Raw genomic sequence first — 24209 nt, 5'->3', positions numbered from 1 at the left:
GCAGCCGGTCGGAGAGGCGGGGGCGAGGTGCGGCGAGCCCGCGCTCGCGCACGGCCCGGCGCACCGCCCGCAGGCCCTCGGCGAGGTCGCCCTCGATGTCGATGTCCCCGGCGATGTACGCCTCCGCGAGGCCGAGTTCACCCGGTTCCCACAGGAGGCGGCGCAGGGCGCGGCGGCCCCGGACGTGGATCAGGGGGCCGTCGGCGGCGCCGGTCTCGCTGCCGTCCCACATGCGCACCCGGACCGGGAGCCGGCCGCCGAACAGCTGCTCGGCCAGGGGTTCGATGCGCTGGGCGGCCCCGTGGGCGGGGTGCTTGCCGGTGAGTGTCATGCCGTTTCCTGTTCCTGACGGGTCAGCAGCAGCTGCCGCACATCGAGGTAGCCGGAGCGGAAGCCCGCTTCGGAGTAGGCGAGGTAAAGGGTCCACATGCGGCGGAAGGTCGCGTCGAAGCCGAGGGCGTCGACGGCTTCCGCCTCTTCGATGAAGCGTTCGCGCCACAGCCTCAGCGTTTCGGCGTAGTGCGTGCCGAAGCCGTCGGACCGTTCGACGCGCAGCCCGGTGCGGTCGGCGGTGACCCGGTCGATGGCCTCGGTGGACGGGAGCTGGCCGCCCGGGAAGATGTACTTCTGGATCCAGGTGAAGGTGGACCGGCCGGCCCGCATGCGGTCGTCGGGCATGGTGATGGCCTGGAGCGCGATCCGGCCGCCGGGGCCGAGCAGCCGGTCCAGGGTGCGGAAGTAGACGGGCCAGAACTCCGCGCCGACCGCCTCGATCATCTCGACGCTGACGATCGCGTCGTAGCTCCCCCCGACGTCCCGGTAGTCGCACAGCCGGACGTCGACCCGGTCCGCGTGGCCCGCCGCCGCGATCCGCCGGAGCGCCAGGTCGCGCTGTTCCCGGGAGAGGGTGACGGAGACGACGTGGGCGCCGCGCGCGGCGGCACGGATCGCGAGTTCGCCCCAGCCGGTGCCGATCTCGAGGAGCCGGGTGCCGGGGCCGACGGCGGCGAGGTCGAGCAGCCGGTCGATCTTGCGGTGCTGGGCGGCGGGAAGGAGGGCCGGTTCGGCGGGGAAGCCGCGGAAGAGCGCGGACGAGTAGCTGAGCGTCTCGTCCAGGAAAAGCGCGAACAGGTCGTTGGACAGGTCGTAGTGGTGGCTGATGTTGGTCCGAGCCCCTTCGCGGGTGCCGGTCTGGGCCTCGGGGTGGCGGCGCGCCCACAGTCCGCGCAGCCGTTGCAGGGGCCGCGGGACCAGGGTGGCGACCTCTCCCGCCAGGACCGTCAGGACACCGACGGGGTCGGGCGCGTCCCATTCCCCCGCCATGTACGACTCGCCGAAGCCGATGAGCCCGGCCGCGCCGATCCTGCGGAAGAAGGCGTCTGGGTCGTGGACGTCCATCAGCGGCCCGCCGAGCCCGACGTCCTCGCGCCCGCCGAACCGGACGCGCAGCGGCAGCCTGGCCAGGGCGCGCCGGACGATCCGCTCGGCGACGGCCGTCCGCAGCCGGGAGGCGCGGGGCCGGGTCACGACGTCCGGCCAGCGTGCCGGGTCGATGCCGGGGCCCGTGGCGAGGGAGGGCACGGCCGGGGTACGGAACGTGGAGGCGGTCATCGCATGCCTTCCTGGGTGCGGTGGTGGGGGCGGGTCCGGACGGGCAGCCCGCGCCGGTAGAGGCGTATGCCGTGCAGCCGGATGGCGGCGGAGACGACGGCCGTGGACCAGGGGTGCCGCAGGGCGAGGGCGAGCAGGATCCGGGCGGTCGCCGGGCGCCGTTCACCCCTGACGGTCGCGGTGAACGGGCGGGTCCCCGCCCGCTCCAGGTGGACCGTCAGGCGCAGTTCGGGGCCGGGTTCCGGCAGCCGCATCCAGTACTCGCCGTCGGTGCCGAAGAACGGCGATACGTAGAACTCCTTGCTGGTGACCGCCCGCCCCCGGTCGTCGGGGCGCAGCAGGTAGCAGTGGCGTTCGCCGTACGTGTTGTGCACCTCGGCGACCGTGCACAGCGGGGTGCCGTCGGCACGCCGGCACCAGTAGACGGTCAGGGGGTTGAAGACGTATCCGAGGACCCGGGCCTGGCTCAGCATGAGGACGGTGCCGTCGGCGAGGTCGATGCCGCGCGCGGCCAGAAAGCGGACGAGCCCGGCCCGGATGGTCGGGGCGGTGCCGCCGAAGTGGTCGCGGGCGTCGAAGCGGGCGAGGAAGCGCAGGGCGCGCGGCAGCGGCGGGGGCCCGTCGGGGTCCGTCAGCCACAGGTAGGTGCGGTGGTGGAAGCCGTACCGGCTGGGCGCGGTCCGTATGTGGGTGATCGTGCACGGGTAGAGGGCGTTCACCAGTCCACCCCCAGGGCCGCCGCGGCCTCGGCGCCGGAGCGGCAGCCGTCCTCGTGGAACCCCCAGCCGTGGTAGGCGCCCGCGTAGGCGGTGACCGGCCCGGACAGGGCGGGGAGGCGGGCCTGGGCGGCCACGGACTCCGGGGTGTAGACGGGGTGTTCGTAGACCATCCGGGCCCGGACGAGTCCGGGCGCGACGCGATCGGCGCCGTTCAGCGTGACGACGAAGGTCTCCGGGGCGTCGAGGCGCTGGAGCCGGTTCATGTCGTAGCTGACGGTGACGTGGGAGGCGTCGGCGGCGCAGTCCGGCATCAGGTAGTTCCAGGCGGCGCGGGCTCTGGGCGCCGTGGGCAACAGCCGGGTGTCGGTGTGCAGCAGGGTCGCGTTGCGGGAGTAGCGGAAGGCGCCCAGGACGCGGCTCTCGTCCTCGGTCGGGTCGGAGAGGAGGCGGAGGGCCTGGTCGGGGTGGGTGGCGACGACGACGCGGTCGAAGGGTTCGGCGGTGCCGTCCTCCGTGGTGATCTCGACCCCGTCGGCGTGCCGGCGGACGCTGCGGACCGGGGTGGCGGTGCGGACGGCGGAGAGTTGTTTGGTCACGCGCTCCACATAGGCGCGGGAGCCTCCGGTGACGGTCCGCCAGACCGGGGAGCCGCCGATCGTGAGCATGCCGTGGTGGTCGAGGAAGCGGAAAAGGTAGCGGGCCGGGTAGCGCATCGCGGTCACCGGGTCGCAGGACCAGACCGCCGCCACCACGGGCGTCAGGAAGTGCGCGGTGAAGTACGGCGAGAAGCGCCCGCGCGCCGCGAACTCCCCCAGCGTCAGCGTGTCCGCGTCCGGCCCGCCGTCCCGCAGCAGCCGCCGGGCCAGCCGGTGGAAGCGGGGCACGGCGGCGAGCATCCGCGGATAGGCGGGGTCGCGCAAGGACGCCGGGCGGGCGAGGAGACCGGCCGGGCCGCGGGCCCCCGCGTACTCCAGGCCGCATCCCTCGCACCGGACGGACATGCTCATCTCCGACTCCTGCGTGGGCACGCCGAGTTCCGCGAAGAGCCGCAGCAGGTGGGGGTAGGTGCGCCGGTTGTGCACGATGAAGCCGGAGTCGACCTGGTGGACGCGGCCGTCGGCCCCGGGCAGGTCGTGGGTGTGCGCGTGGCCGCCCATCCGGTCGTCCGCCTCGAACAGGGTCACGTCGTGGGCTCTGCGCAGGATGTGGGCGGCCGTCAGCCCGGCCACCCCGCTGCCCACGACGGCCGTGCGTCGCCGCCTGTCGCTCATCGCGCTCCTTCCGGATCGGCCCCGACGCCCTTCCCCGAGGACGGAGGGGGAGGCGGATGCCTGTTTGGAAAGTGATTCGTTGCCGGTCATTGGTCGGATTGGCGGAACCCTGCGTTCATCCGATCGAGTGACAGACCCATCCGCTCGGCACCCGGCACCGAATCCCCGTCGTGAGTGAAGAGCGGAACGATCCGGAGACCGGGGCCACCGAGCCCCGGCGATCCCGAGCGCTGCGCGCGGCCTGTGCCGCGCTCAGCGGGGTGATCGCCGGGTTCGCCTCCCTGGCCGTCGCCGAGCTGGCGGCGGCGGTCGTGCGGCCCGAGGCGGGTCCGGTGACGGCGGTGGGCGGTGCGGTGATCGACCGCACTCCCCCGGCGCTCAAGGACTTCGCCGTACGGAACTTCGGGACCAACGACAAGCTGGTCCTGGAGCTCGGCATCCTGGCGATCCTGGCGCTGTTCGCCGTGGCCGTCGGGCTGCTGACGCTCCGCCACCGGATCGCCGGCTCGGCGGCCGTGCTGGTCTTCGGCGCGGTCGGGGCGGTGGCGGCGGTCGGACGGCCCGAGGGCCGGGTCTCGGACGCGCTGCCGTCCGTGGCGGGCGCGCTGGCCGGTGCCGGGGTGCTGTATCTGCTGTCCGGGCGGCTGTATCCGGCCCGCTCGTACGGGGAGCGGCCGGCCGGAGGCTTCGACCGGCGCGGCTTCGTCGTCGCGGCGGGCATCGCTGCGGTGGCCTCCGCCGGGGCCGGGCTGCTGGGGCGGCGCCTCACCTCGGCCGTGCAGGCCGGGGCGGAGGCGTCCCGGCGCGATCTGAAGCTCCCCGCGCCCGCCTCGCCCGCCCCCGCCGTACCGGCCGGTGCGGAGCTGGGGATCCGAGGGCTCAGCCCGTTCGTCACGCCCAACAAGGACTTCTACCGTGTCGACACGGCCCTGGTCGTGCCCCGGGTGGACGCCGGGGCATGGCGGCTGCGGATCCACGGGAGGGGGGTGTCCCGGCCCTTGACGCTCAGTCTGCGGGACCTGATGGGCCGCAGGGCCGTCGAGCGCGACATCACGCTGACCTGTGTCTCGAACGAGGTGGGCGGGCCGTACGTCGGCAACGCCCGGTGGCTCGGCGTGCGTCTCGCGGATCTGCTGCGGGAGGCGGGGGTACGGCCCCCGTCCGAGGGCGGTCCGGCCGACCAGCTCGTGGCGCGTTCGGTGGACGGCATGACGATCGGCACCCCGGTCGAGGACGTCATGGACGGCCGCGAGGCGCTGCTCGCCTTCGGCATGAACGGGGAGCCGCTGCCCTTCGAGCACGGCTTCCCGGTCCGGATGGTCGTCCCCGGCCTGTACGGATACGTGTCGGCCTGCAAGTGGATCAAGGACATCGAGCTGACCGCCTTCGACGCGTACGACGCGTACTGGGTGAAGCGGACCTGGTCCCGGCGGGCGCCCGTCAAGACCCAGGCCCGCATCGACACCCCGCGCCCCTTCGCGTCCCCGAGGGCGGGCACGGTGCCGGTCGCCGGGGTCGCCTGGGCCCAGCACCGGGGCATCACCCGGGTCGAGGTGCGGGTGGACGGCGGCCCGTGGCACCCGGCGCGGCTCGCGGCGCCGGCGGGCCGGGACGTCTGGCGCCAGTGGGTGTGGGAGTGGCCGGCCACCCCGGGCAGCCACACCCTGGAGGTCCGCGCCACCGACGGGACCGGCGCCACACAGACCGCCCGCCGCGCCGGCACCGTGCCGAACGGGGCCACCGGCCGGCACTCGGTGGTGGTCGACGTGTCCTGAACACGCGGTCCCGCCGCCTCCCCCCGACATGCGCACCGTCCGTCCGGGCCGCGCGCACCCCTGTCCCATTACCGTACGCAATCAATCGGTTACCCATACAGGAGAACACCATGAAGGTCATCCACGCCCGCCGCGCCGCCGTCGCGCTGTCCGCCGCGCTTGTCCTGCCGCTGGCCCTGACGGCCTGTTCCGACGACTCCAAGGACAGCGCGTCCGGGTCGAGCGCGAGCTCCGCGAAGGCCCCGGCCTCGCCGTCCGCCGAGAAGTCCATGGACACGGACAAGCCCTTCGGCCCGGCCTGCGCCTCGGTCCCGAAGAGCGGAGCGGGCTCCTTCACTGGCATGGCGAAGGACCCCGTCGCCACGGCGGCTTCGAACAACCCGGCCCTGTCCACCCTGGTCACCGCGGTCAAGAAGGCCGGCCTGGTGGACACGCTCAACAACGCGCAGAACATCACCGTGTTCGCCCCGACCAACGACGCCTTCGCCAAGGTCCCGAAGGCCGACCTCGACAAGCTCCTCGCCGACAAGGCCGCGCTCACCAAGGTCCTCACGTACCACGTGGTGGGCCAGAAGCTGACGCCGGAGCAGCTGGAGAAGGGTTCGTTCGAGACCCTGGAGAAGGGTGCGCTGACGACCTCGGGCTCGGACATGACGTACACCGTCAACGACGCGTCGAAGATCGTCTGCGGCAACGTCCCCACGGCCAACGCCACGGTCTACATCGTGGACACGGTCCTGATGCCGCCGGCCGCCTGACCGCTCTCCTCGCGGTGGGCCCCCCCGGCCCACCGCGAGGCCACCGGCCGGCCGGTGCGGATCCTGCGGACATCACATCGCCTCGAAGCTGCACATAAGCGACGAATAAGAGCAGAATGGTCAGTGCGGGCCACTTCCCGCGCACAACGGTGACCGGGTCCGCGCGATCCGAAGGGGACGAAACTCATGTCAAACGTCTCGCACGCCGGCCACGACATGGCCGGGCACCCCGACATGTCGGAAATGAGCGACCGTTACGCACGCGTGATGGGCGGCCGCGACGTGGCGCTCGTGGACGCGCCGGTCTTCCTGGTCGGCCTCTACTGCGCCGTGTCTCCGTGGGTGCTGCACTTCACCACCTCGCAGTCCGCGCTGGTGACGCACAACCTGGTCATGGGCATCGCGATCGCCGTGCTCGGCCTCGGGTTCACCGCGATGCCGCAGCGGATGTACGGCCTGAGCTGGGCCATCTGCGCCATGGGCGCCTGGATGATCATCTCGCCCTGGGTGGTGGGCAGCAGCCCGGACACCGGCGTCATCCTCAACAACGTCATCATCGGCGGACTGACCGCACTGCTCGGACTGGTCTGCGCGGGCGCGTCGATGAAAATGAGCCGAGGCGGCCGGTCCTAGGGCGTGTTTCGAAAGTCCCGCCTGTCCGGCGACGCCTGGCACGCACGCTCGCCGCGTTGTCGGGATCACCCCGATACAACCAGTATCGGGGCGACCCTCCGCCTTGCGATCGCACGCACCAGACGCCGCCGGACCCGCCCTACGGGCGGACGGCGCTACTTTCGAAACACGCCCTAGCCGGCCCTCCCCGGGGAAGGGACCCCGTACAGAAGCCGACCGGACCGCGCGCCCGGCCGGCTTCCGCGTGTCTCAGCCCAGGGAGCTGTACGCGACGACGCCCCGCAGCACCTCGTCGACCGCCTTGCGGGCGCTCTTGGCCACCGAGCTGTTCTCCCGGGGCGCGGCTGCTGCCACCTGGCCCAGCACGTCGATGACCTGCTTGCACCAGCGCACGAAGTCACCGGCCGGCATGTCCGCCTCGCGCAGCACCTCGTCCAGCGAGCGGCCGGACGCCCACATGTACACCGCCCAGGCGAAGCCGAGATCGGGCTCCCGCTGGCCCACCCCCTCCGCCTGGTTGATCTTGAAGTCCTCCTCCAGGGCGTCGAGCCGCCCCCAGATGCGGACCATCTCGCCCAGCGCGGTCCTCGCGGGCCCCGACGGCAGCTTCGGCGCCACCGCGTCGTCGGCCTGCCGCGCCTCGTACACCAGGGCGGAGACGCACGCCGCGAGCTCCGCCGCGTTCAGCCCCTCCCAGACGCCGGCGCGCAGGCACTCGCTCGCCAGCAGATCGAGCTCGCCGTAGAGCCGGGCGAGACGCCGCCCGTGCTCGGTGACCTCGCTGCCGCGGAGGTAGTCCAGCTCGGTGAGCAGGGCCACGATCCGGTCGAAGGTGCGGGCGATGGTGTTGGTGCGCCCCTCGATGCGGCGCTCCAGCTGACGGGTGTCGCGCTGGAGCCGGTGGTAGCGCTCGGCCCAGCGGGCGTGGTCCTCGCGCTCGTCGCACCCGTGGCAGGGGTGGGCGCGCAGCTCGGCCCGCAGGCGCGCGATCTCCCGGTCGTCGGCGGCGGGGGCGCGCCCCCTGCGGTGCCGGTCCGGGACGATGTGCCCGGCCTTGCTCCGCAGCGCGGAGGCCAGGTCCCGGCGCGACTGCGGCGAGCGCGGGTTGAACGACTTGGGCACCCGCATCCGCTCCACGGCCTCCACGGGCACCGGGAAGTCGATCGAGGCGAGCCGCTTCACCTGCCGCTCGGCGGTCAGCACCAGCGGGCGGGGCCCGTCGTGGTACTCCATGCCGCGGTGCCCGTGCCCGTTGGTGCGGCCGGCCGGGAGTCCGGGGTCGAGGACGAGCGCGAGACCGGCGAACTTGCCGGTCGGGACGTGGATGACGTCGCCGGGCTTCAGCTTCTCCAGGGACGCGGCGGCGGCGGCCCGCCGCTGCGAGGCCCCCTGCTTGGCCAGCTCCGTCTCCCGGTCCTTGAGGTCGCGGCGCAGCCGGGCGTACTCCTCGAAGTCACCGAGATGGCAGGTCATGCCCTCGCGGTAGCCCTCCAGGCCCTCCTCGTTGCGCTGGACCTGACGGGAGATCCCCACCACCGAGCGGTCCGCCTGGAACTGCGCGAACGAGGTCTCCAGGAGCTCGCGCGAGCGGTGCCGTCCGAACTGCTGCACCAGGTTCACGGCCATGTTGTACGACGGACGGAAGCTGGAGCGCAGTGGATAGGTGCGCGTCCCGGCGAGCCCGGCCAGGGCGCCCGGGTCCATGCCCCGCTGCCAGAGCACCACGGCGTGGCCCTCGACGTCGATGCCGCGCCGCCCGGCCCGGCCGGTGAGCTGGGTGTACTCGCCGGGGGTGATGTCGGCGTGCTGCTCGCCGTTCCACTTGACGAGCTTCTCCAGGACCACCGAGCGGGCGGGCATGTTGATGCCGAGGGCCAGCGTCTCCGTCGCGAAGACCGCCTTGACGAGGCCCCGGACGAACAGCTCCTCGACGATCTCCTTGAAGCGGGGCAGCATCCCGGCGTGGTGCGCGGCGATGCCCCGCTCCAGGCCCTCCAGCCACTCGTAGTAGCCCAGGACGTGCAGGTCCTCGGACGGGATGGACGCCGTCCGCTCCTCCACGATCTCCCGCACCAGCCGGCGGCTGTCGTCGTCGTTGAGCCGGAGCCCGGCGTGCAGGCACTGCTGGACGGCTGCCTCGCAGGCGGCCCGGCTGAAGATGAACGTGATCGCGGGGAGCAGCCCCTCGGCGTCCAGCCGGTCGATGACCTCGGGCCGCGAGGGAGTCCAGATCCGGCTGCGCTGGCGCCGCTCGCGCTCGCGGTCCGCCTCGCGGACCATCTTGCCGCGGCGGCGGTCGCGGGGGTTGTACCCGCGCTGGTTCTCCATGCGGGCGAGGCGGACGAGGTCGGGGTTGACCTCGCGGCGGCCGGTGCCGCGGCCGCCGTGGTCGGTCTCCTCCTCGAAGAGGTCGTACATCCGGCGGCCGGCCAGCACGTGCTGCCAGAGCGGAACGGGCCGCTGCTCGGAGACGATCACCTCGGTGTCACCGCGCACGGTGTCCAGCCAGTCGCCGAACTCCTCCGCGTTGGACACGGTCGCCGACAGGGAGACCAGGGTGACCGACTCGGGGAGGTGGATGATCACCTCTTCCCAGACGGCGCCCCGGAAGCGGTCGGAGAGGTAGTGCACCTCGTCCATGACCACGTGTCCGAGGCCGTTGAGCGCCTGGGAGCCCGCGTACAGCATGTTCCGCAGGACCTCGGTGGTCATGACGACGACCGGGGCGTCCGCGTTGACGCTGTTGTCACCGGTGAGCAGGCCGACCTTGTCGGAGCCGTAGCGCCGGGCCAGGTCCGCGAACTTCTGGTTCGACAGGGCCTTGATCGGCGTGGTGTAGAAGCATTTGCGGCCCTGCTCCAGGGCGAGGTGCACGGCGAATTCGCCGACGATCGTCTTGCCCGAGCCGGTGGGGGCGGCGACGAGCACGCCCTTCCCGGCCTCCAGCGCCTTGCACGCCTCGATCTGATACGGGTCGAGATCGAAGTCGTACATCTCGCGGAACGGCCCGAGAGCGGTCGCCTGCTCGGCCGCCCGGAGCCGGGAAGCCTGGTAGCGCTCAGCTGGTGAGAGGTCCTCTGTCATCTTGTTGTCGAGCCTACCCGCCCCCTCTGACAGTGACGCGATCTTTAATCGCCCATGACAGAGGCCGGGGCGGCCCCCAGCACCTGTACGGCCTTCGGCACGCAGGCGGCGGTCAGCGGAAGCGCGCCGAGCGGTTCGCCGTCCGCGTACGCGGTGACGCCGACGGCTTCGAGGGTGACCGACGAGGCCCGGTGCACGGTGACGACGGGGTGGCTGAGGTGGGTCCCCCTGTACACCCGGGGGAAGACCTTGAGCAGGGTCGTACGGCTGCACTCACCGACCACCGTGATGTCGAAGAGGCCGTCAGCCATGTCCGCGTCCGCGCAGATGCGCATGCCGCCGCCGTACGAGGTGCCGTTGCCGACCGCGACGAGCGTCGCCCGGATCTCGCGCGCGGGGCCGCCGTCGAGCGCCATGCGGTACGTGACCGGCTTGAAGGCGGCCAGCTCGGCGAGGATCGCCAGGTCGTACTTGAAGCGGCCGCCCACCCAGCGCATCCGGTTGCCCCGGTCGTTGACCCGGGAGTCGAAGCCGGAGGCGAGCACGGAGCCGAACCAGCGCTCCCCGGTCCGGCCGAGGTCGATCTCGCGCACGGGCGCCCGGCCCTTGAGCGCGTCGGCGGCGAGCCGGCCCGACGCCTGCGGGTCGCGTACCGGCAGGCCCAGGGCGCGCGCGAAGTCGTTGCCCGTCCCCACCGCCACCACGCCGAGCGGGGTGAGCGTCCCGGCGACCGCCTGGAGGGCCAGCGACATGAGCCCGTCCCCGCCGACGGCTATGAGCGCGCCCGTGCCCTCCGCGACCGCGTCCCGGGCCCGGCGCAGCGCGTCACCGGCGTCCTCGCCGAGGATCGTGCGTACGGAGAAGCCGGCCTCCCGCAACGCGGAAGCGGCCGGCTGCGCGGCTCGCGCGCCCCGGCCGCGTCCCGCGGTGGGATTGACGAAGAGGGTGATCTCGCTGGTCACCCGGGGACCCTACAAGGTCAGGTGATGTCGTCGTAACCGTCGCGCGCCGAGGACCGTCCGCCGTCGGCCTGGCCGGGCAGCGTGGGCGACGCCGACACCTGTTCCATGTCGCCGATGTCCTCGGGGGTGAGGTCGAGCTGCGACGCCTCGTCGTCGTCCAGGTCGGCGTCCGGGTTCTTCCGCTTCCGGCGCTGGTCGTTGGCGACGCAGATGCCGAGGGCGAGGAAGTACAGCAGCACGATGGGCGCGGCCAGCGTCAGCATCGTGAGCGGGTCACCGGTGGGCGTGGCCACCGCGGCGAAGACCGTGATGCCCATGACCATCGCGCGCCACCAGGAGCCGAGCCGCTTGGCCGTGAGTATCCCGGTGAAGTTCAGCAGGACGAGCAGCAGGGGCAGCTCGAAGGCGAGGCCGAACACGACCACCATGCGCGTGACGATGTTGAGGTAGTCGTCGATCGGCAGCAGGGGCTTCGTGTCGTCGGGGGTGAATTCCTGCAGCACGGCCGCCGTCTGCGGCATCAGGATGTAGGCGAGGGCGGCGCCGACCAGGAAGAGCGGGACACCGATGCCGACGAAGCTGAGCGCGTAGCGCCTCTCGTGCTTGTGCAGGCCGGGGGCGAGGAACGCCCACAGCTGGTAGAGCCAGACCGGGGTGGAGAACACCACTCCCGCCATGAGTGAGACCTTGAGGGCGATGGAGAAGGGCGCGACGAAGCCCTGCACCGTCATCTCGGCGCACGGGTTGCCGTTGGACTGCCTCGTCTCACCATGGGCGCAACCGACCGACTCCAGGACCGGATGGATCAGGAAGCTGATCAGGTCGTTGTAGAAGAAGGCCGTGACCGTGGTGATCACGAGGATCGCCACGACGGCGACCAACAGTCGGTTACGCAACTCTCGCAGGTGATCAGCGAGAGGCATCCGCCCCTCGCTGTCCTTCTCCTGCTTGCGGGCAGACTTGAGCAACCCACTTCCCTCGTCTCGTGCGGCGGCTGACGGAAGAGTCCGTCAGCGCGGTCAGCTCTGGGTGGTGGGCTTCGCTTCGCTCACCGGGCGGGAGCTGGTGACGTCACCGGGCGCGGCCTGGATCGTACGCGCTGCCTGCTGGGTGCCCTGGTCGGCGGCGGCGTCCGTGGTGGCGGCGGCCGTCGGCTCGTCGTCCTTCTTCATGGCCTTGGCCTCGCTCTTGAGGATGCGGGCCGACTTGCCCAGCGAACGGGCCATGTCGGGAAGCTTCTTGGCGCCGAACAACAGCAGGATGACAGCGATGATCAATACGATCTCGAGAGGCTTCAGATTGCCCATGGTGTGCTTCCTTCTGGCTGAGGCGGCTGGAGGTGGGCTCGCTGCCCTTGAGTGGCGGATACACGTCCGACGATGCGCCGGCAGCGATCGTAACCCGCGGGAGTAAACGCGAGGCAATGCCCGTGCATACTTTCGATTGCGGCCCGCACCTCCCTGCCTGGGCCGTCTTGCAGCAGCGTACCTCCCGGGCCCTGGAAACAGGAGGCCGCGTCTACGGGGCCTCTAGGGCAGCGTCTTTCCCGTGGCGGCGAGCCGTTCGGCCGCGCGCTCCAGGTCGTCGGCGGCGCGGTTGATGCGCTCCGTGGTGCGGGTCACCTGGTTGCCGAGGCGCTGGGCCTCGACGAACACCCTGATGGCGAGCACGCCGAGCACGGCGATTCCGAGGAATCCCAGGGCGATGGCGAGCATGGGCCAGAACATGCGCGAGGAGCCTTTCAGGAGCCGGTGTGCAGGCGCAGCGTCCGTACGCCGCCGTCGGTGAGGAGCTCCACTATCCGCTCCCCCGCCGGTTTGCGGACGCACGCGGCGCAGTCGGGGCAGGTGAAGGAGTAGAAGGTGGTGCGGCTGGTCGCGCCGATCACCAGCCGGAACTCCGCCGCCGCCAGCTCGGACCGCGCGCGGCAGTCGGGGCAGGCGGCCTTGAAGCGCGCCGACTCCGGCACCGCCGCGGTCGGTACGGCGGCGCGGCCCGGCAGCGCGGACAGGTGGCCCATGTCTGCAGCCGTCCCTTCAGGCCGTGCCGTCGTACGCGGCGAGCGCCGCCCGCGCCGCACTCCGCGCGCTCTCGGCCAGCTCCGGGGGCGAGACGATGTGCCCCTCCCGGCCGAGCCGCAGCGCGAGCCGGCGCAGCGAGGCCGGGTCCGGGGAGCGCAGGGTGATCCGCAGACCGCCGTCGGGCCGCTCCTCCGCCCGGTCGTGCGGGTAGTACTCGGCGACCCAGCGCCCGCCGGGGCCGACCTCGATGACGACTTCCGGGTCCTCGGCGGCCGGCTGGACCAGCCCCTCGGACAGGTCCCGCAGCTCCAGCTCGGGCGGGGCGGCGGGCTCGTCGAGCAGCCGGATCTCGGCGACCCGGTCGAGGCGGAAGGTGCGCCGGTCCTCGGACGAGCGGCACCACGCCTCCATGTAGGTGTGGCCGACGGCGAAGAGCCGGATCGGGTCCACCTCGCGCTCGGTGAGCTCGTCGCGGGCGGGCGAGTAGTAGCGCAGCCACAGCCGGCGCCGCTCCGAGATGGCCCGGTCCACCTCGGCGAAGACGCCGCCCTCGGACTCGAAGGTGACCGAGAGCCGTGAGCTGGCGGCGCCCACCTCTCCGGCGGCGGTCTCCAGCTTGGCCGTGGCCCGCAGCAGCGCCTGCCGGTCGCTCTCGCGCAGCCCGGGCAGGGTCGCCACGGCACGGGCGGCGACCAGCAGGGCCGTCGCCTCGTCGGCGGCGAGCCGCAGCGGTTCGGCGACGTCGTCCGCGTTGTGCCACCAGATGCGGTCGCCGTCGGTGTCGATGTCGAGCAGGTCGCCGCCCCGGAAGCTGGTCCCGCACATGGGCAGCACGTCCAGGTCGGAGATCAGCTCGTCCTCGGTGATCCCGAAGGCCCGGGCGACGTCCTGGACGTGGGCGCCGGGGCGCTCACGGAGGTACGTCACCAGGGAGAGCATCCGGCGCGTCTGGTCGATGGCGTTCGTGGCCATGGATTACGGTCCCCTCAGTCCTTGGCCACGGCGCGCAGCCGGTCCACCACGTCGGCCCGCAGGTCCTCGGGTCCGGTCACGACGACGTCGGGCCCGAATTCCACGAGCCAGGCGTCCAGGCCGTGTCCGTACGGGATCTCCAACTCGTCCCACCCGTTCCCGAGTTCCCGGACCGACAGGGCCCGGGCGCGCAGCGGGTAGCCGGAGTCGGTGCGGAGCCTGATCAGGGCGGTCCGGGTGGCCGTCTCGCCGGCCCAGCTCTCCACGGTCTCGCGGACGGTGACCACGTCGGGCACCTCGGCGGTGAAGGCGCCGGCCCGGGAGCGCACCTTTCCGGTGATCCGGGAGAGCCGGAAGACGCGCTCGGCGCCCCGCTCCCGGTCCCAGCCGGCGAGATACCAGTGGCCGCGCCAGCATTCCAGGGTCCACGGCTCGACCTGGCGCTGCTCGGGCTGGGCGGCGTTGGCCTTGCGGTAGTCGAAGGTCACCGGGCGGCGGTCGCGGCAGGCCAGCATCAGGGGTTCGAACGCGGCCTCGTGGACGGGGATGCGGGGTTCGAGGGCGCTGTGCACCTCGTAGGCGTCCTCGGCCTCGGGCATCCCGGCCGCCCGCAGCTTCTGCAGGGCCCCGCTGGCCGCGCCGGCGAGGCGGGCCTGCTGCCAGACCTTCGCGGCCAGGCCGAGCGCGGCGGCCTCCTCGGCGTCCAGCGTGATGGGCGGCAGCCGGTTGCTGTCGCGGCGGGCGAGATAGCCGGTGTCGCCGTCCAGGTTCTCCACGGTCTCGATGACCAGGCCGAGCTCGCGCAGGTCGTCCTTGTCCCGCTCGAACATCCGGTTGAAGGCGTCGTCGGAAGCCGCTTCGAGGTACGCCTCGATGGAGGCGCGCAGCTCGCGCTTGCTGAGCGGGCGCCGGGTCCCCAGCAGACACAGCGCCAGGTTCATCAGCCGCTCGGCCTTGGCAATCGCCATCGACGCCCTTTCCCTCGTGCTCTACGACGCTCGACCGTACCGCCCCGGGGTGTCCGGACAAAAGCCAGTGCCGCGGCGGGCAACGATCGCGACGGGGCAATCGTCGCCCGCCGCGGCACGAGGGCCCGCACCTCGCGGTACGGGCCCTGCTGCTACCGCGCGCGGATCAGACGGCGACCAGGTCGCAGACGAAGATCAGCGTCTCACCCGGGGCGATCGCGCCACCGCCGGCGCCGCGGTCGCCGTAGGCGAGGTGCGCGGGGATGATCAGCTGGCGGCGGCCGCCGACCTTCATGCCCTGCACGCCCTTGTCCCAGCCCTCGATGACCTGGCCGGCACCGAGCTGGAACTGCAGCGGCTTGCCGCGGTTCCACGAGGCGTCGAACTCCTCGCCCGTGGAGAAGGCGACACCCACGTAGTGGACGGAGACGAACTGGCCGGGCTTGGCCTCCTCGCCGTCACCCTCCCAGAGGTCCTTGATCTCCAGATCGGCCGGCGGCTCGCCACCCGGGAAGTCGACCTCGGGCTTCTCGATGCTCACTGACTTGCTCCTCTTACTGATGAACTGGGCAACCGGGACAGTCTTACATCTTCGCCAGGAGGTCCACGGCGAAGACCAGCGTGGAGTTGGCGGGCACGCCCGACTGCTCCTTGTCGCCGAGACCCTGGTCCGGCGGCACGACCAGCAGCACCCGGCTGCCGATCTTCTTGCCGACCAGGCCGTCCTTCAGACCCTTGAGGGTGACCTGCGCCAGCGGGAAGGTCTGCGTCTTGCCCGTGGTGTAGGTGTTGTCGAACTCCTTGCCGCTCTTCCAGATCTTGGCCACGTAGTTCACGACGACCGAGTCGGTCTCCTTGACCACGTCGCCCTTGGACTCCAGCACGTAGTCGGAGACCAGCTTCTTGGGCGGGTCGACCTTGCTCGGAATGGTGACGCTCGGCGCCTTGCCGTCGGTGTTGGTGCCCACCTTGGGGAGGTCGGTGTTGTCCTGGGCGACCGCGGTGCCCTTGGCCGAGGCCGGAATCTGCTTCGCCTTCAGGATGTCCACGACGAAGACCAGGGTGGCGTTCGGCTTGATGTCGCCCTGGCCCTGGGCTCCGTAACCGAGGTCCGGCGGGATGACGAGCTGGACCCTGCTGCCGACCTTCTGGCCGACCAGGCCCTTCTCCCAGCCCTGGATGACCATGCCCGCGCCGAGCGTCAGGTCGAACGGCTGCTTGCGGTCGAAGCTGTTGTCGAACGGCTCGGTGGAGTCGTACGCCTGGCCGAGGTAGTTGACCTGGGTCACGTCGCCGTTCTTCAGCTTCGCGCCGTCGCCCTCGCTGATGACCTTGGTCTTCAGCTCCTTGGGGGGCGTACCCGTGCCCTTGGCCAGGGTGGGCTTCTCGCCGAACTTCGCGCCCGCGGTGATGGCGGGGAAACCGCCCTTGGAGGGGGCGGACGCGGAGGCGGAAGCGGAGTCGGAGCCCTTGTCGTCGCTGCCGCAGGCCGCTGACGACAACATCAGCAGGGGGACGACGAGAAGGCCGGCAAGTCGGCGCACTGGTTCCTCAGATCTCAGACGGCATATGTGGGGGACACGCCCCAGGGGTTCCGGGACCCCGCCACTCTAGGCCGTACGAAGGGCCCCGTACGAGGAACGTACGGGGCCCGAGTCGCACCGGGCGCCGGGGCGTACCCTGCGCCTCACATACCCGCGATCAGCTTCTCCACCCGGTCGTCCACCGACCGGAACGGGTCCTTGCACAGCACCGTGCGCTGCGCCTGGTCGTTGAGCTTGAGGTGGACCCAGTCGACGGTGAAGTCCCGCCGCTGCTCCTGGGCCCGCCGGATGAAGTCCCCGCGCAGCCGCGCCCTGGTCGTCTGCGGGGGCACCGACTTGCCCTCGAAGATCTTCAGGTCGTTGCAGATGCGCGCGGCCTGCCCCTTGCGCTCCAGGAGGTAGTACAGCCCCCGCCGGCGGTGGATGTCGTGGTAGGCGAGGTCTATCTGCGCGACCCTCGGGTTCGACATGGTCATGTTGTGCTTGGCCCGGTACCGCTCGATGAGCTTGTACTTCATGACCCAGTCGATCTCGGTGTCGATCCGGTCGAGGTCCTCGGCCTCGATCGCGTCGAGCGTGCGGCCCCACAGTTCGAGGACGCGCTCGACGTTGCCCGTGCGGATGCCGCGGCGGTCCACGAAGTCCACGGCCTTCTCGTAGTACTCGCGCTGCACCTCTATGGCCGACGCCTCCCGGCCACTGGCGAGGCGGACCTTGCGCTGACCGGTGGGGTCGTGGCTGACCTCGCGGATCGCCCGGATCGGGTTCTCCAGGGTCAGGTCCCGCATCACCGTGCCCGCTTCGATCATGCGGAGCACCAGGTCGGTCGCGCCGACCTTGAGCAGCATGGTCGTCTCGGACATGTTGGAGTCCCCGACGATGACGTGGAGGCGGCGGTAGCGCTCCGCGTCCGCGTGCGGCTCGTCGCGGGTGTTGATGATCGGGCGGGAACGCGTCGTCGCGGAGCTGACGCCCTCCCAGATGTGCTCGGCACGCTGGCTGACGCAGTAGACCGCGCCCCGCGGGGTCTGGAGCACCTTGCCGGCGCCGCAGATCAGCTGCCTGGTGACGAGGAAGGGAATGAGGATGTCCGCGAGGCGGGAGAATTCCCCGTGCCGGGCCACGAGATAGTTCTCGTGGCAGCCGTAGGAGTTTCCCGCCGAGTCGGTGTTGTTCTTGAAGAGATAGACGTCGCCGGCGATTCCCTCCTCGTGCAGGCGGCGTTCGGCGTCGACGAGCAGGCCCTCGAGAATGCGCTCGCCGGACTTGTCGTGGGTGACCAGCTCGGTCAGGTTGTCGCATTCGGGGGTTGCATATTCCGGATGCGATCCCACGTCGAGGTAGAGGCGGGCGCCGTTCCGCAGAAAGACATTGCTGCTGCGGCCCCATGACACAACACGGCGGAAGAGGTAGCGCGCCACTTCATCAGGAGACAGTCGGCGCTGTCCCCTGAACGTGCACGTGACGCCGTACTCGTTCTCCAGCCCGAAAATGCGGCGGTCCATGACTGAACATTACGCCTGATGGCCCGAGCTGAAACCGGGTTCGACGGCACCGTTTCGATCATTTTCCGATCCTCGCACCGCCACGGCGGTACGGGGCGGAGCCGCGAGCACCCTTCCGGTGGCCAGCAGCACCAGCAGCGCCGCCACTCCACCGGCCCCCGCGACCGCGAAGCTCCACGCCGTCCCGCCCAGTTCGACGGCCGGACCGGCCACCGCGGTCCCCACGGCCGCGCCCACCCCGAAGGTCGTCACGAGCCACGAGAACGCCTCCGTCACCGTCCCGCGCGGGGCGTGCCGGTCGACCACGATGAACGAGCACGCGACGGCCGGCGCGAGGAACACCCCGGAGACGCCCGCCAGCACGGTCATCGCGACCGGGCCGGGCGTCAGCACCAGCGGCAGATAGCCCACCGCGAGCAGCGCCACGATCACCCGCAGCCGCCGCTCCGGCGCCCCCGCCCACTGCCGCGCCCCGTAGACCGCCCCGCCGATCAGGGCACCGAGGCCGAGCGCGGCCATCAGCCAGCCGTACACCGACTCCCGCCCCTGGTCGTCGGCGTACGCCATGGCGGCCACGGTGATCGAGCCCAGCGCCAGGCCCACGAAGAAGAACGAGCCGAGCAGCGCCAGCAGTCCGGGCGAGCGCAGCGCGCCCAGCCAGTGCGCCTCGCGCGGGGCGGAGCGCCAGGCCCGCGAGGGCTCGGAGAGCACGACCGACAGCGCGCCGAGCACCCCGATCGCGTTGATGACGAGCAGCGCCGTGGCGGGCGACCAGAGGGCGGTCAGCAGCGTCACGAGCAGCGGGCCCGCCGTGAACATGACCTCCTGCGCGACGGCGTCCATGGCATAGGCCCGGTGCACCCGGTCCTCACCGCCCAGCACGCTCGGCCACAGCGCCCGCAGGCCGCCCTCCAACGGGGGCGTGAAGAGACCGGCCACGGCCGCCGCCGCGTAGGCGAGCGGGAGCGAGCCGGTCCCCGCCACGGCGAGGAGGGCCATACCGAGCGCGGACACCAGGGCGGCGGGCAGTTGGACGCGCGGCTGCCCGTACAGGTCCACCGCCCGGCCGAGCAGGGGCTGCCCGACCGCCGTGGCCAGCCCGTACACCGCCGCGAGCGCGCCGGCGACGCTGTAGCTGCCGCCCTCGGCCCGGACGAACAGCACGATCGCGATGCTCGCGGTGCCGTTCGGCAGCCGGCCCACCAGGGTGCCCGTCAGCAGCCTGGCGGCGTGCCGCGCCCGGAGGATGTCCAGATATCCCGCGGCCATGTCCCGCCCCTCTCCCTCGGGCGCCTGTGCGGGCTGCGAGGTTTTACGTATAACTTCCGGGTTCATACGTACCATGAGCCCGTCCCCAGGTCCACCTCACGGGCCTGAACCGAACGGCCCGGAGGCCCGCGTGACCAGCCCCGCACCCCCCGGCCCGCCCCGGCCCACCAGCCGCGACGTGGCCCGGGCCGCCGGCGTCTCCCAGGCCACGGTCTCGCTGGTGCTCGGCGAGAAATGGCGGGGCCGGGTCTCCGAGTCCACCGCGGGCCGGGTCCGCGACGCCGCCCGCGGCCTGGGCTACCGGCCCAACCTCGCCGCCCGCAATCTGCGCCTCGGCCGCACCCGGACGGCCCTCCTGGTCGTCCCGGCCCTCACCAACGAGTTCTTCGCCCAGGTGTACACCGGGGCCGCCGCGGTCGCCGCCGAGCACGGCTTCGGGGTCGTCCTCTACCCCTCCCCCGACGGCACCGGACCGGCCCGCGACCCCTTTCCGTCGGCCCGGGCCGCGCTGGACGGGGTCATCGCCTCCTCCATGGCCGCCGACGCGCTCGACGCCCTGCACGGCGCGGACGTCCCCCTCGTGATGCTGGACAGCGACCCCTCGGCGCCGGGGCCCGCGGCCCGGGTCAACCTCGACATCGCCGACGGGATGCGCCAGGTGGCCCGCCATCTGCTCGCCCTCGGCCACCGGCGCTTCCTCCACCTCGCCTCGGCCGTCGACACCTGGACCTTCGTCTGCCGGGCGGACGCCCTGCGCGAGGAGCTGCGCCGGGCCCCCGGCACCGCGGTCCGCACGGTGACCTCGGAGCTGGACGTACGGGCGGGGCGGGACGCGGCGGAACACGCGCTCGGGCTGCCCGGGCCCCGGCCGACCGCGATCGTCTGCGACGACGACATCCTGGCGGCGGGCGCGTGCAAGGCGGCCCGACGGTTCGGGCTGCGGGTGCCGGACGACCTCTCGGTCACCGGCTTCGACGACCTGGCCCTGGCCACCGCGGTGGAGCCGGAGCTGACCACGGTCCGGCTGCCCGCCGTGCGGGTCGGCGAGCGCGGTATGGCCGCCCTGCTGGCGGTCCTGGACGGCCGGGCCGCCGAGCCGGGCAGCCTGCCGGTGCGGCTGGTCGTCCGGGGCTCGACGGGGCCGGTGCCGGGAGGCGCGGGCGCATGACGGAGCCCCGGTCCGCCTGCGGGCGGGCCGGGGCTCGGCGGGCCGGAGCGGCGGTCGCTACTCCACGTCGCCGCCGGAATCCGTCGTGTCGGTCGTGGCCGTGGGGCTGTCCGAGGCGGTGTCGCCGTCCTCGGCGTCGGACGGGGCGTCGGTCGGCGTCGACGCGGCGGCCTCCGCGTCGAGGAGCCGGGCCAGCTGCCGGCCGACGATCCGCTTGAACTTGCGCTGCTGCGGCCGTGTGCGGTCCAGGACCGCGACCTCCAGCCGGTCGGCGGGGATCTCCCGCTCGCTGCCGTTGGGGTCGCGGGACAGCGCCTGCACCGCCAGCTTCAGCGCCTCGGCGAGCGACATCCCGTCGCGGTGGCGCTGGTCGAGGAAGGTGCTGATCTGCTCCGCGTTGCCGCCGACCGCGACCGAGCCGTGCTCGTCCACGATCGAGCCGTCGTGCGGCAGCCGGTAGATCTGGTCGCCCTCGGGCTCGGCGCCCACCTCGGCGACCACGAGCTCCACCTCGTACGGCTTCTCGGCCGCGCTGGAGAAGATGGTGCCGAGCGTCTGCGCGTAGACGTTCGCCAGCCCACGGGCCGTCACGTCGTCGCGGTCGTAGGTGTAACCGCGCAGATCCGCATAGCGGACTCCGCCGATGCGGAGGTTCTCGTACTCGTTGTACTTGCCGGCGGCGGCGAAACCGATCCGGTCGTAGATCTCGCTGAACTTGTGCAGCGCACGGGACGGGTTCTCGCCGACGAACACAATTCCGTCGGCGTACTGCAGCACAACCAGGCTGCGACCGCGGGCGATGCCCTTCCGGGCGTATTCCGCCCGGTCGGCCATGGCCTGCTGAGGTGAGACATAGAACGGCGTCGACACCGGCTATCCGTCCCTTTCTGTCAGTGGCGGGAGCATCGAAGAAGCTGGATACGGACGCGTGCTCAGAGCAGCGCGGCGCGCGGGCCGTCGGGCTGTTCCAGACGGCGTTCCAGAATCGAGCGGGCGATCTCGGAGGATTCCGCGTCGGTCAGCTTCCGGAAGCCCTCGTCCGTGATGACGGTGACGATCGGATAGATGCGGCGGCCCACGTCCGGACCGCCCGTCGCCGAGTCGTCGTCGGCCGCGTCGTACAGCGCCTGCACGACCAGCGTCAGCGTCTCCTCCTCCGTCAGGTCCTCGCGGTAGAGCTTCTTCATCGAGCCCCGGGCGAAGATCGAGCCGGAACCCGTGGACGCGTAGCCGACGTGCTCCTCGGAACGCCCGCCGGTGACGTCGTAGCTGAAGATGCGTCCGCGCTCGCGGTCGATGTCGTAACCGGCGAAGAGCGGGACGACGGCGAGGCCCTGCATGGCCATCGCCAGGTTGCTCCGGATCATCGTGGAGAGCCGGTTGGCCTTGCCCTCCAGGGAGAGCTGGGCGCCCTCCACCTTCTCGAAATGCTCCAGCTCCAGCTGGAAGAGCTTGACCATCTCCACGGCGAGACCCGCCGTACCGGCGATGCCCACCGCCGAGTACTCGTCGGCCGGGAAGACCTTCTCGATGTCGCGCTGCGCGATCATGTTGCCCATGGTCGCCCGCCGGTCACCGGCCAGGACGACGCCGCCGGGGAAGGCCGCGGCCACGATCGTCGTGCCGTGCGGCGCCTCGACGGCGCCCTTCATGGGCGGCATCTGCCGGTTGCCCGGCAGCATCTCCGGCGCCTGGTCGGACAGGAAGTCCATGAAGGAGGACGATCCCGGCGTCAGGAAGGCAGCTGGTAGACGCCCGGTGCTACGAGTGTTGGCTTCCACGCGTTTCCCTCCAGGTATGCGACGGCCCTGCGCCGAATTGCAGTTGAAGCACGTTACGCTCCGGACCCTACCCGCCCGGTGACGGTGATCCACATCGAAGACGGGGGCAATCGGACCGGTAGCGCGGTCCGGTGCCCGCGGTGTGCGGCACGGGCTGACAGCCCGTGCCGCACACCGCGGGGCTCCTGCTCCGGGCCGGTTACTCGCCGCCCTTTTGAACGAAGCTTCGAACGAAGTCCTCGGCGTTCGACTCGAGCACGTCGTCGATCTCGTCGAGGACGTCGTCCACGTCGTCGCTCAGCTTCTCCTGGCGTTCCTTGAGGTCCTCGGAAGCCTGCGCGTCCTGCGCCTGCTCCTCGACCTCCTCCGTGGAGCGCGTCGCCTTCTGCTGTCCGCCGCCGGTGTCCTTGGTCGCCATCTAGCTCACCCCGCTCGGTTCGAAGCACTTGATCAGACCCTACCCATGGGGTCCGACATTGGCCCGGTACTTGTCTCAACGTCCGGAGGTCATCGGAATGATTCCCAGCCGGGAGCCCTTTCAGGCGCTTTCAGCCGCCCGAGAGGACCTGGACCAGCTCCTGCGCCGTGCGGCACCGGTCCAGCAGGGATTTCACGTGCTCCCGGGTGCCCCGCAGGGGCTCCATCGTGGGTACGCGCTGCAGGGAGTCCTGGCCCGGCAGGTCGAAGATCACCGAATCCCAGGAGGCCGCGGCGACGTCGTCCGCGTACTGTTCGAGACAGCGGCCGCGGAAGTACGCCCTGGTGTCCTCCGGAGGCGCCGTCCGGGCCCGCTCGACCTCCCGCTCGTCCAGGAGGCGTTTCATCCGGCCGCGGGCCACCAGACGGTTGTACAGCCCCTTGTCCTGCCGTACGTCCGCGTACTGCAGGTCCACCAGGTGCAGCCGGGCGGCGTCCCAGTCCAGGCCGTCGCGGCGCCGGTAGCCCTCCATGAGCTGCCGCTTCGCCACCCAGTCCAGCTCACCGGCCAGGCTCATCGGGTCGTTCTCCAGCCGGTTCAGGGTGTCCTCCCACCGGCTCAGGACGTCCTTGGTCTGCTCGTCGGCGTCCGCCCCGTACCGTTCCTCGACGTACTTGCGGCCCAGCTCGAAGTACTCCATCTGGAGCTGCACCGCGGTGAGTGTCCGGCCGCTGCGCAGCGTGATCAGCTGCTGGAGCCCGGGGTCGTGGGAGACCTGGTGCAGGGTGCGCACCGGCTGGTCGACGGCCAGGTCGACGTTGATGAAGCCGTCCTCGATCATGGACAGGACGAGCGAGGTGGTGCCGAGCTTCAGATACGTCGAGATCTCGGAGAGGTTGGCGTCGCCGATGATCACATGGAGCCGGCGGTACTTCTCGGCGTCCGAGTGCGGCTCGTCGCGGGTGTTGATGATGGGGCGCTTGAGCGTGGTCTCCAGGCCGACCTCGACCTCGAAGTAGTCGGCGCGCTGGCTGAGCTGGAAGCCGTGCTCGCCGCCGTCCTGGCCGATCCCGACCCGTCCGGCGCCGGTGACCACCTGGCGCGAGACGAAGAACGGCGTCAGGTGGCGCACGATGTCCGAGAACGGGGTCTCCCGCTTCATCAGGTAGTTCTCGTGCGTCCCGTAGGAGGCGCCCTTGTTGTCGGTGTTGTTCTTGTAGAGGTGGATCGGCTGGGCGCCCGGAAGCTGCGCCGCGCGCTCGGCCGCCTCGGCCATGATCCGCTCGCCGGCCTTGTCCCAGAGGACCGCGTCCCTGGGGTTGGTGATCTCCGGGGAGCTGTACTCGGGGTGCGCGTGGTCCACGTAGAGCCGGGCCCCGTTGGTGAGGATGACATTGGCCAGGCCGATGTCCTCGTCCGTGAGCTGGCTGGAGTCGGCGGTCTCGCGGGCGAGGTCGAAGCCTCGCGCGTCCCGCAGCGGATTCTCCTCCTCGAAGTCCCAGCGGGCGCGGCGCGCCCGGTGCATCGCCGCCGCGTAGGCGTTGACGATCTGGGACGAGGTGAGCATGGCATTGGCGTTGGGGTGTCCGGGGACGGAGATCCCGTACTCCGTCTCGATGCCCATTACTCGCCGTACGGTCATGCGGCCCTCCTTGCCCGGCGGCGCTCCCTTCCGGGGCGGCGCTCAAGTACCGCTGCTTGTTCGGTGCGTGCGCGGTCTGCCCGTCCCGCGCTGCGTGAACGGGTGGTA

At 71.6% G+C, this 24209-nt stretch carries 23 protein-coding genes and 2 pseudogenes; 4 read left to right on the top strand and 21 right to left on the bottom strand.

The window, feature by feature from the left end; all coding sequences use genetic code 11:
• The 4 genes and pseudogenes from G3I41_RS11735 to G3I41_RS11720 form a co-directional block, all read right to left on the bottom strand.
• A pseudogene (locus tag G3I41_RS11735) lies at positions 1-331 on the bottom strand (SAM-dependent methyltransferase); the annotation flags it as partial.
• Positions 328-1611, bottom strand: coding sequence for a cyclopropane-fatty-acyl-phospholipid synthase family protein (locus G3I41_RS11730; protein WP_164400146.1), 1284 nt, complete (start codon positions 1609-1611; stop codon positions 328-330). The gene G3I41_RS11730 and the pseudogene G3I41_RS11735, both read right to left, overlap by 4 nt.
• A complete protein-coding gene (locus G3I41_RS11725; RefSeq protein ID WP_164400145.1) occupies positions 1608-2330 on the bottom strand; it encodes a DUF1365 domain-containing protein in 723 nt (240 codons plus the stop codon). The genes G3I41_RS11730 and G3I41_RS11725 overlap by 4 nt, the downstream gene beginning before the upstream one ends.
• Positions 2327-3601 (bottom strand): FAD-dependent oxidoreductase, encoded by a 1275-nt coding sequence (locus tag G3I41_RS11720; RefSeq protein WP_164400144.1) that lies wholly within the window; start codon positions 3599-3601, stop codon positions 2327-2329. Before G3I41_RS11720 ends, G3I41_RS11725 begins: the two co-directional genes overlap by 4 nt.
• Positions 3602-3831: 230 nt before the next feature.
• Here G3I41_RS11720 and G3I41_RS11715 point away from each other — a divergent pair, with 230 nt between their 5' ends.
• The 3 genes from G3I41_RS11715 to G3I41_RS11705 all read left to right on the top strand — a co-directional run bounded on the left by G3I41_RS11715 (position 3832) and on the right by G3I41_RS11705 (position 6767).
• On the top strand, positions 3832-5376 hold the full coding sequence (locus G3I41_RS11715) for a molybdopterin-dependent oxidoreductase (RefSeq protein WP_164400148.1): 1545 nt from the start codon (positions 3832-3834) through the stop codon (positions 5374-5376).
• Positions 5377-5486: 110 nt separating this feature from the next.
• On the top strand, positions 5487-6134 hold the full coding sequence (locus G3I41_RS11710) for a fasciclin domain-containing protein (protein ID WP_164400143.1): 648 nt from the start codon (positions 5487-5489) through the stop codon (positions 6132-6134).
• Positions 6135-6320: 186 nt separating this feature from the next.
• Entirely contained in the window at positions 6321-6767 is a 447-nt protein-coding gene (locus G3I41_RS11705; protein WP_203600761.1) for an SPW repeat protein, read from the top strand.
• A gap of 249 nt (positions 6768-7016) precedes the next feature.
• Here G3I41_RS11705 and G3I41_RS11700 read toward each other — a convergent pair whose 3' ends face one another.
• The 12 genes from G3I41_RS11700 to G3I41_RS11645 all read right to left on the bottom strand — a co-directional run bounded on the left by G3I41_RS11700 (position 7017) and on the right by G3I41_RS11645 (position 19092).
• Complete coding sequence (locus G3I41_RS11700) at positions 7017-9851, bottom strand: DEAD/DEAH box helicase (protein ID WP_164400142.1); 2835 nt, start codon at positions 9849-9851, stop codon at positions 7017-7019.
• A 44-nt stretch (positions 9852-9895) separates the two neighbouring features.
• On the bottom strand, positions 9896-10813 hold the full coding sequence (locus G3I41_RS11695; RefSeq protein WP_164400141.1) for a diacylglycerol kinase: 918 nt from the start codon (positions 10811-10813) through the stop codon (positions 9896-9898).
• Between the two features lie 17 nt (positions 10814-10830).
• Positions 10831-11781, bottom strand: a complete 951-nt coding sequence (gene tatC, locus G3I41_RS11690; protein ID WP_164400140.1) for a twin-arginine translocase subunit TatC — start codon at positions 11779-11781, stop codon at positions 10831-10833.
• Between the two features lie 51 nt (positions 11782-11832).
• On the bottom strand, positions 11833-12120 hold the full coding sequence (gene tatA / locus G3I41_RS11685) for a Sec-independent protein translocase subunit TatA (protein ID WP_164400139.1): 288 nt from the start codon (positions 12118-12120) through the stop codon (positions 11833-11835).
• A 222-nt stretch (positions 12121-12342) separates the two neighbouring features.
• Complete coding sequence (locus G3I41_RS11680; RefSeq protein WP_164400138.1) at positions 12343-12540, bottom strand: hypothetical protein; 198 nt, start codon at positions 12538-12540, stop codon at positions 12343-12345.
• Positions 12541-12554: 14 nt separating this feature from the next.
• Positions 12555-12833, bottom strand: a complete 279-nt coding sequence (locus G3I41_RS11675) for a hypothetical protein (RefSeq protein ID WP_164400137.1) — start codon at positions 12831-12833, stop codon at positions 12555-12557.
• A 16-nt stretch (positions 12834-12849) separates the two neighbouring features.
• Positions 12850-13806 (bottom strand): WYL domain-containing protein, encoded by a 957-nt coding sequence (locus G3I41_RS11670; protein ID WP_164400136.1) that lies wholly within the window; start codon positions 13804-13806, stop codon positions 12850-12852.
• A gap of 14 nt (positions 13807-13820) precedes the next feature.
• On the bottom strand, positions 13821-14774 hold the full coding sequence (locus tag G3I41_RS11665; RefSeq protein ID WP_164400135.1) for a WYL domain-containing protein: 954 nt from the start codon (positions 14772-14774) through the stop codon (positions 13821-13823).
• Between the two features lie 166 nt (positions 14775-14940).
• Positions 14941-15315: an FKBP-type peptidyl-prolyl cis-trans isomerase gene (locus G3I41_RS11660; protein ID WP_164400134.1), complete on the bottom strand. Its 375-nt coding sequence runs from the start codon at positions 15313-15315 to the stop codon at positions 14941-14943.
• A gap of 43 nt (positions 15316-15358) precedes the next feature.
• On the bottom strand, positions 15359-16318 hold the full coding sequence (locus G3I41_RS11655) for an FKBP-type peptidyl-prolyl cis-trans isomerase (RefSeq protein ID WP_164400133.1): 960 nt from the start codon (positions 16316-16318) through the stop codon (positions 15359-15361).
• Positions 16319-16461: 143 nt separating this feature from the next.
• On the bottom strand, positions 16462-17823 hold the full coding sequence (gene pafA / locus G3I41_RS11650) for a Pup--protein ligase (RefSeq protein WP_164400132.1): 1362 nt from the start codon (positions 17821-17823) through the stop codon (positions 16462-16464).
• 9 nt (positions 17824-17832) lie between these two features.
• Positions 17833-19092 (bottom strand): MFS transporter, encoded by a 1260-nt coding sequence (locus tag G3I41_RS11645; protein WP_164400131.1) that lies wholly within the window; start codon positions 19090-19092, stop codon positions 17833-17835.
• A gap of 130 nt (positions 19093-19222) precedes the next feature.
• Between G3I41_RS11645 and G3I41_RS11640 the strand changes: the two genes are divergently transcribed.
• Positions 19223-20260 (top strand): LacI family DNA-binding transcriptional regulator, encoded by a 1038-nt coding sequence (locus G3I41_RS11640; RefSeq protein ID WP_164400130.1) that lies wholly within the window; start codon positions 19223-19225, stop codon positions 20258-20260.
• Positions 20261-20317: 57 nt separating this feature from the next.
• Here G3I41_RS11640 and prcA read toward each other — a convergent pair whose 3' ends face one another.
• From prcA to dop, 5 genes and pseudogenes are all read right to left on the bottom strand, one after another.
• Positions 20318-21130 (bottom strand): proteasome subunit alpha, encoded by an 813-nt coding sequence (prcA, locus tag G3I41_RS11635; RefSeq protein ID WP_164400129.1) that lies wholly within the window; start codon positions 21128-21130, stop codon positions 20318-20320.
• A 62-nt stretch (positions 21131-21192) separates the two neighbouring features.
• A complete protein-coding gene (gene prcB, locus G3I41_RS11630) occupies positions 21193-22041 on the bottom strand; it encodes a proteasome subunit beta (RefSeq protein ID WP_164400128.1) in 849 nt (282 codons plus the stop codon).
• Positions 21993-22134, bottom strand: a pseudogene (locus G3I41_RS11625) (recombination endonuclease VII); the annotation flags it as partial. The pseudogene G3I41_RS11625 and the gene prcB, both read right to left, overlap by 49 nt.
• A gap of 106 nt (positions 22135-22240) precedes the next feature.
• Positions 22241-22459, bottom strand: coding sequence for a ubiquitin-like protein Pup (locus G3I41_RS11620; protein ID WP_018103742.1), 219 nt, complete (start codon positions 22457-22459; stop codon positions 22241-22243).
• A 130-nt stretch (positions 22460-22589) separates the two neighbouring features.
• Entirely contained in the window at positions 22590-24101 is a 1512-nt protein-coding gene (gene dop, locus G3I41_RS11615; RefSeq protein ID WP_164400127.1) for a depupylase/deamidase Dop, read from the bottom strand.
• Between the last annotated feature and the right edge of the window lie 108 nt (positions 24102-24209).

This window comes from Streptomyces sp. SID9727 (assembly GCF_010550605.1).
Taxonomy (GTDB): Bacteria; Actinomycetota; Actinomycetes; order Streptomycetales; family Streptomycetaceae; genus Streptomyces.
This window is presented reverse-complemented; position numbering and strand designations above follow the sequence as displayed.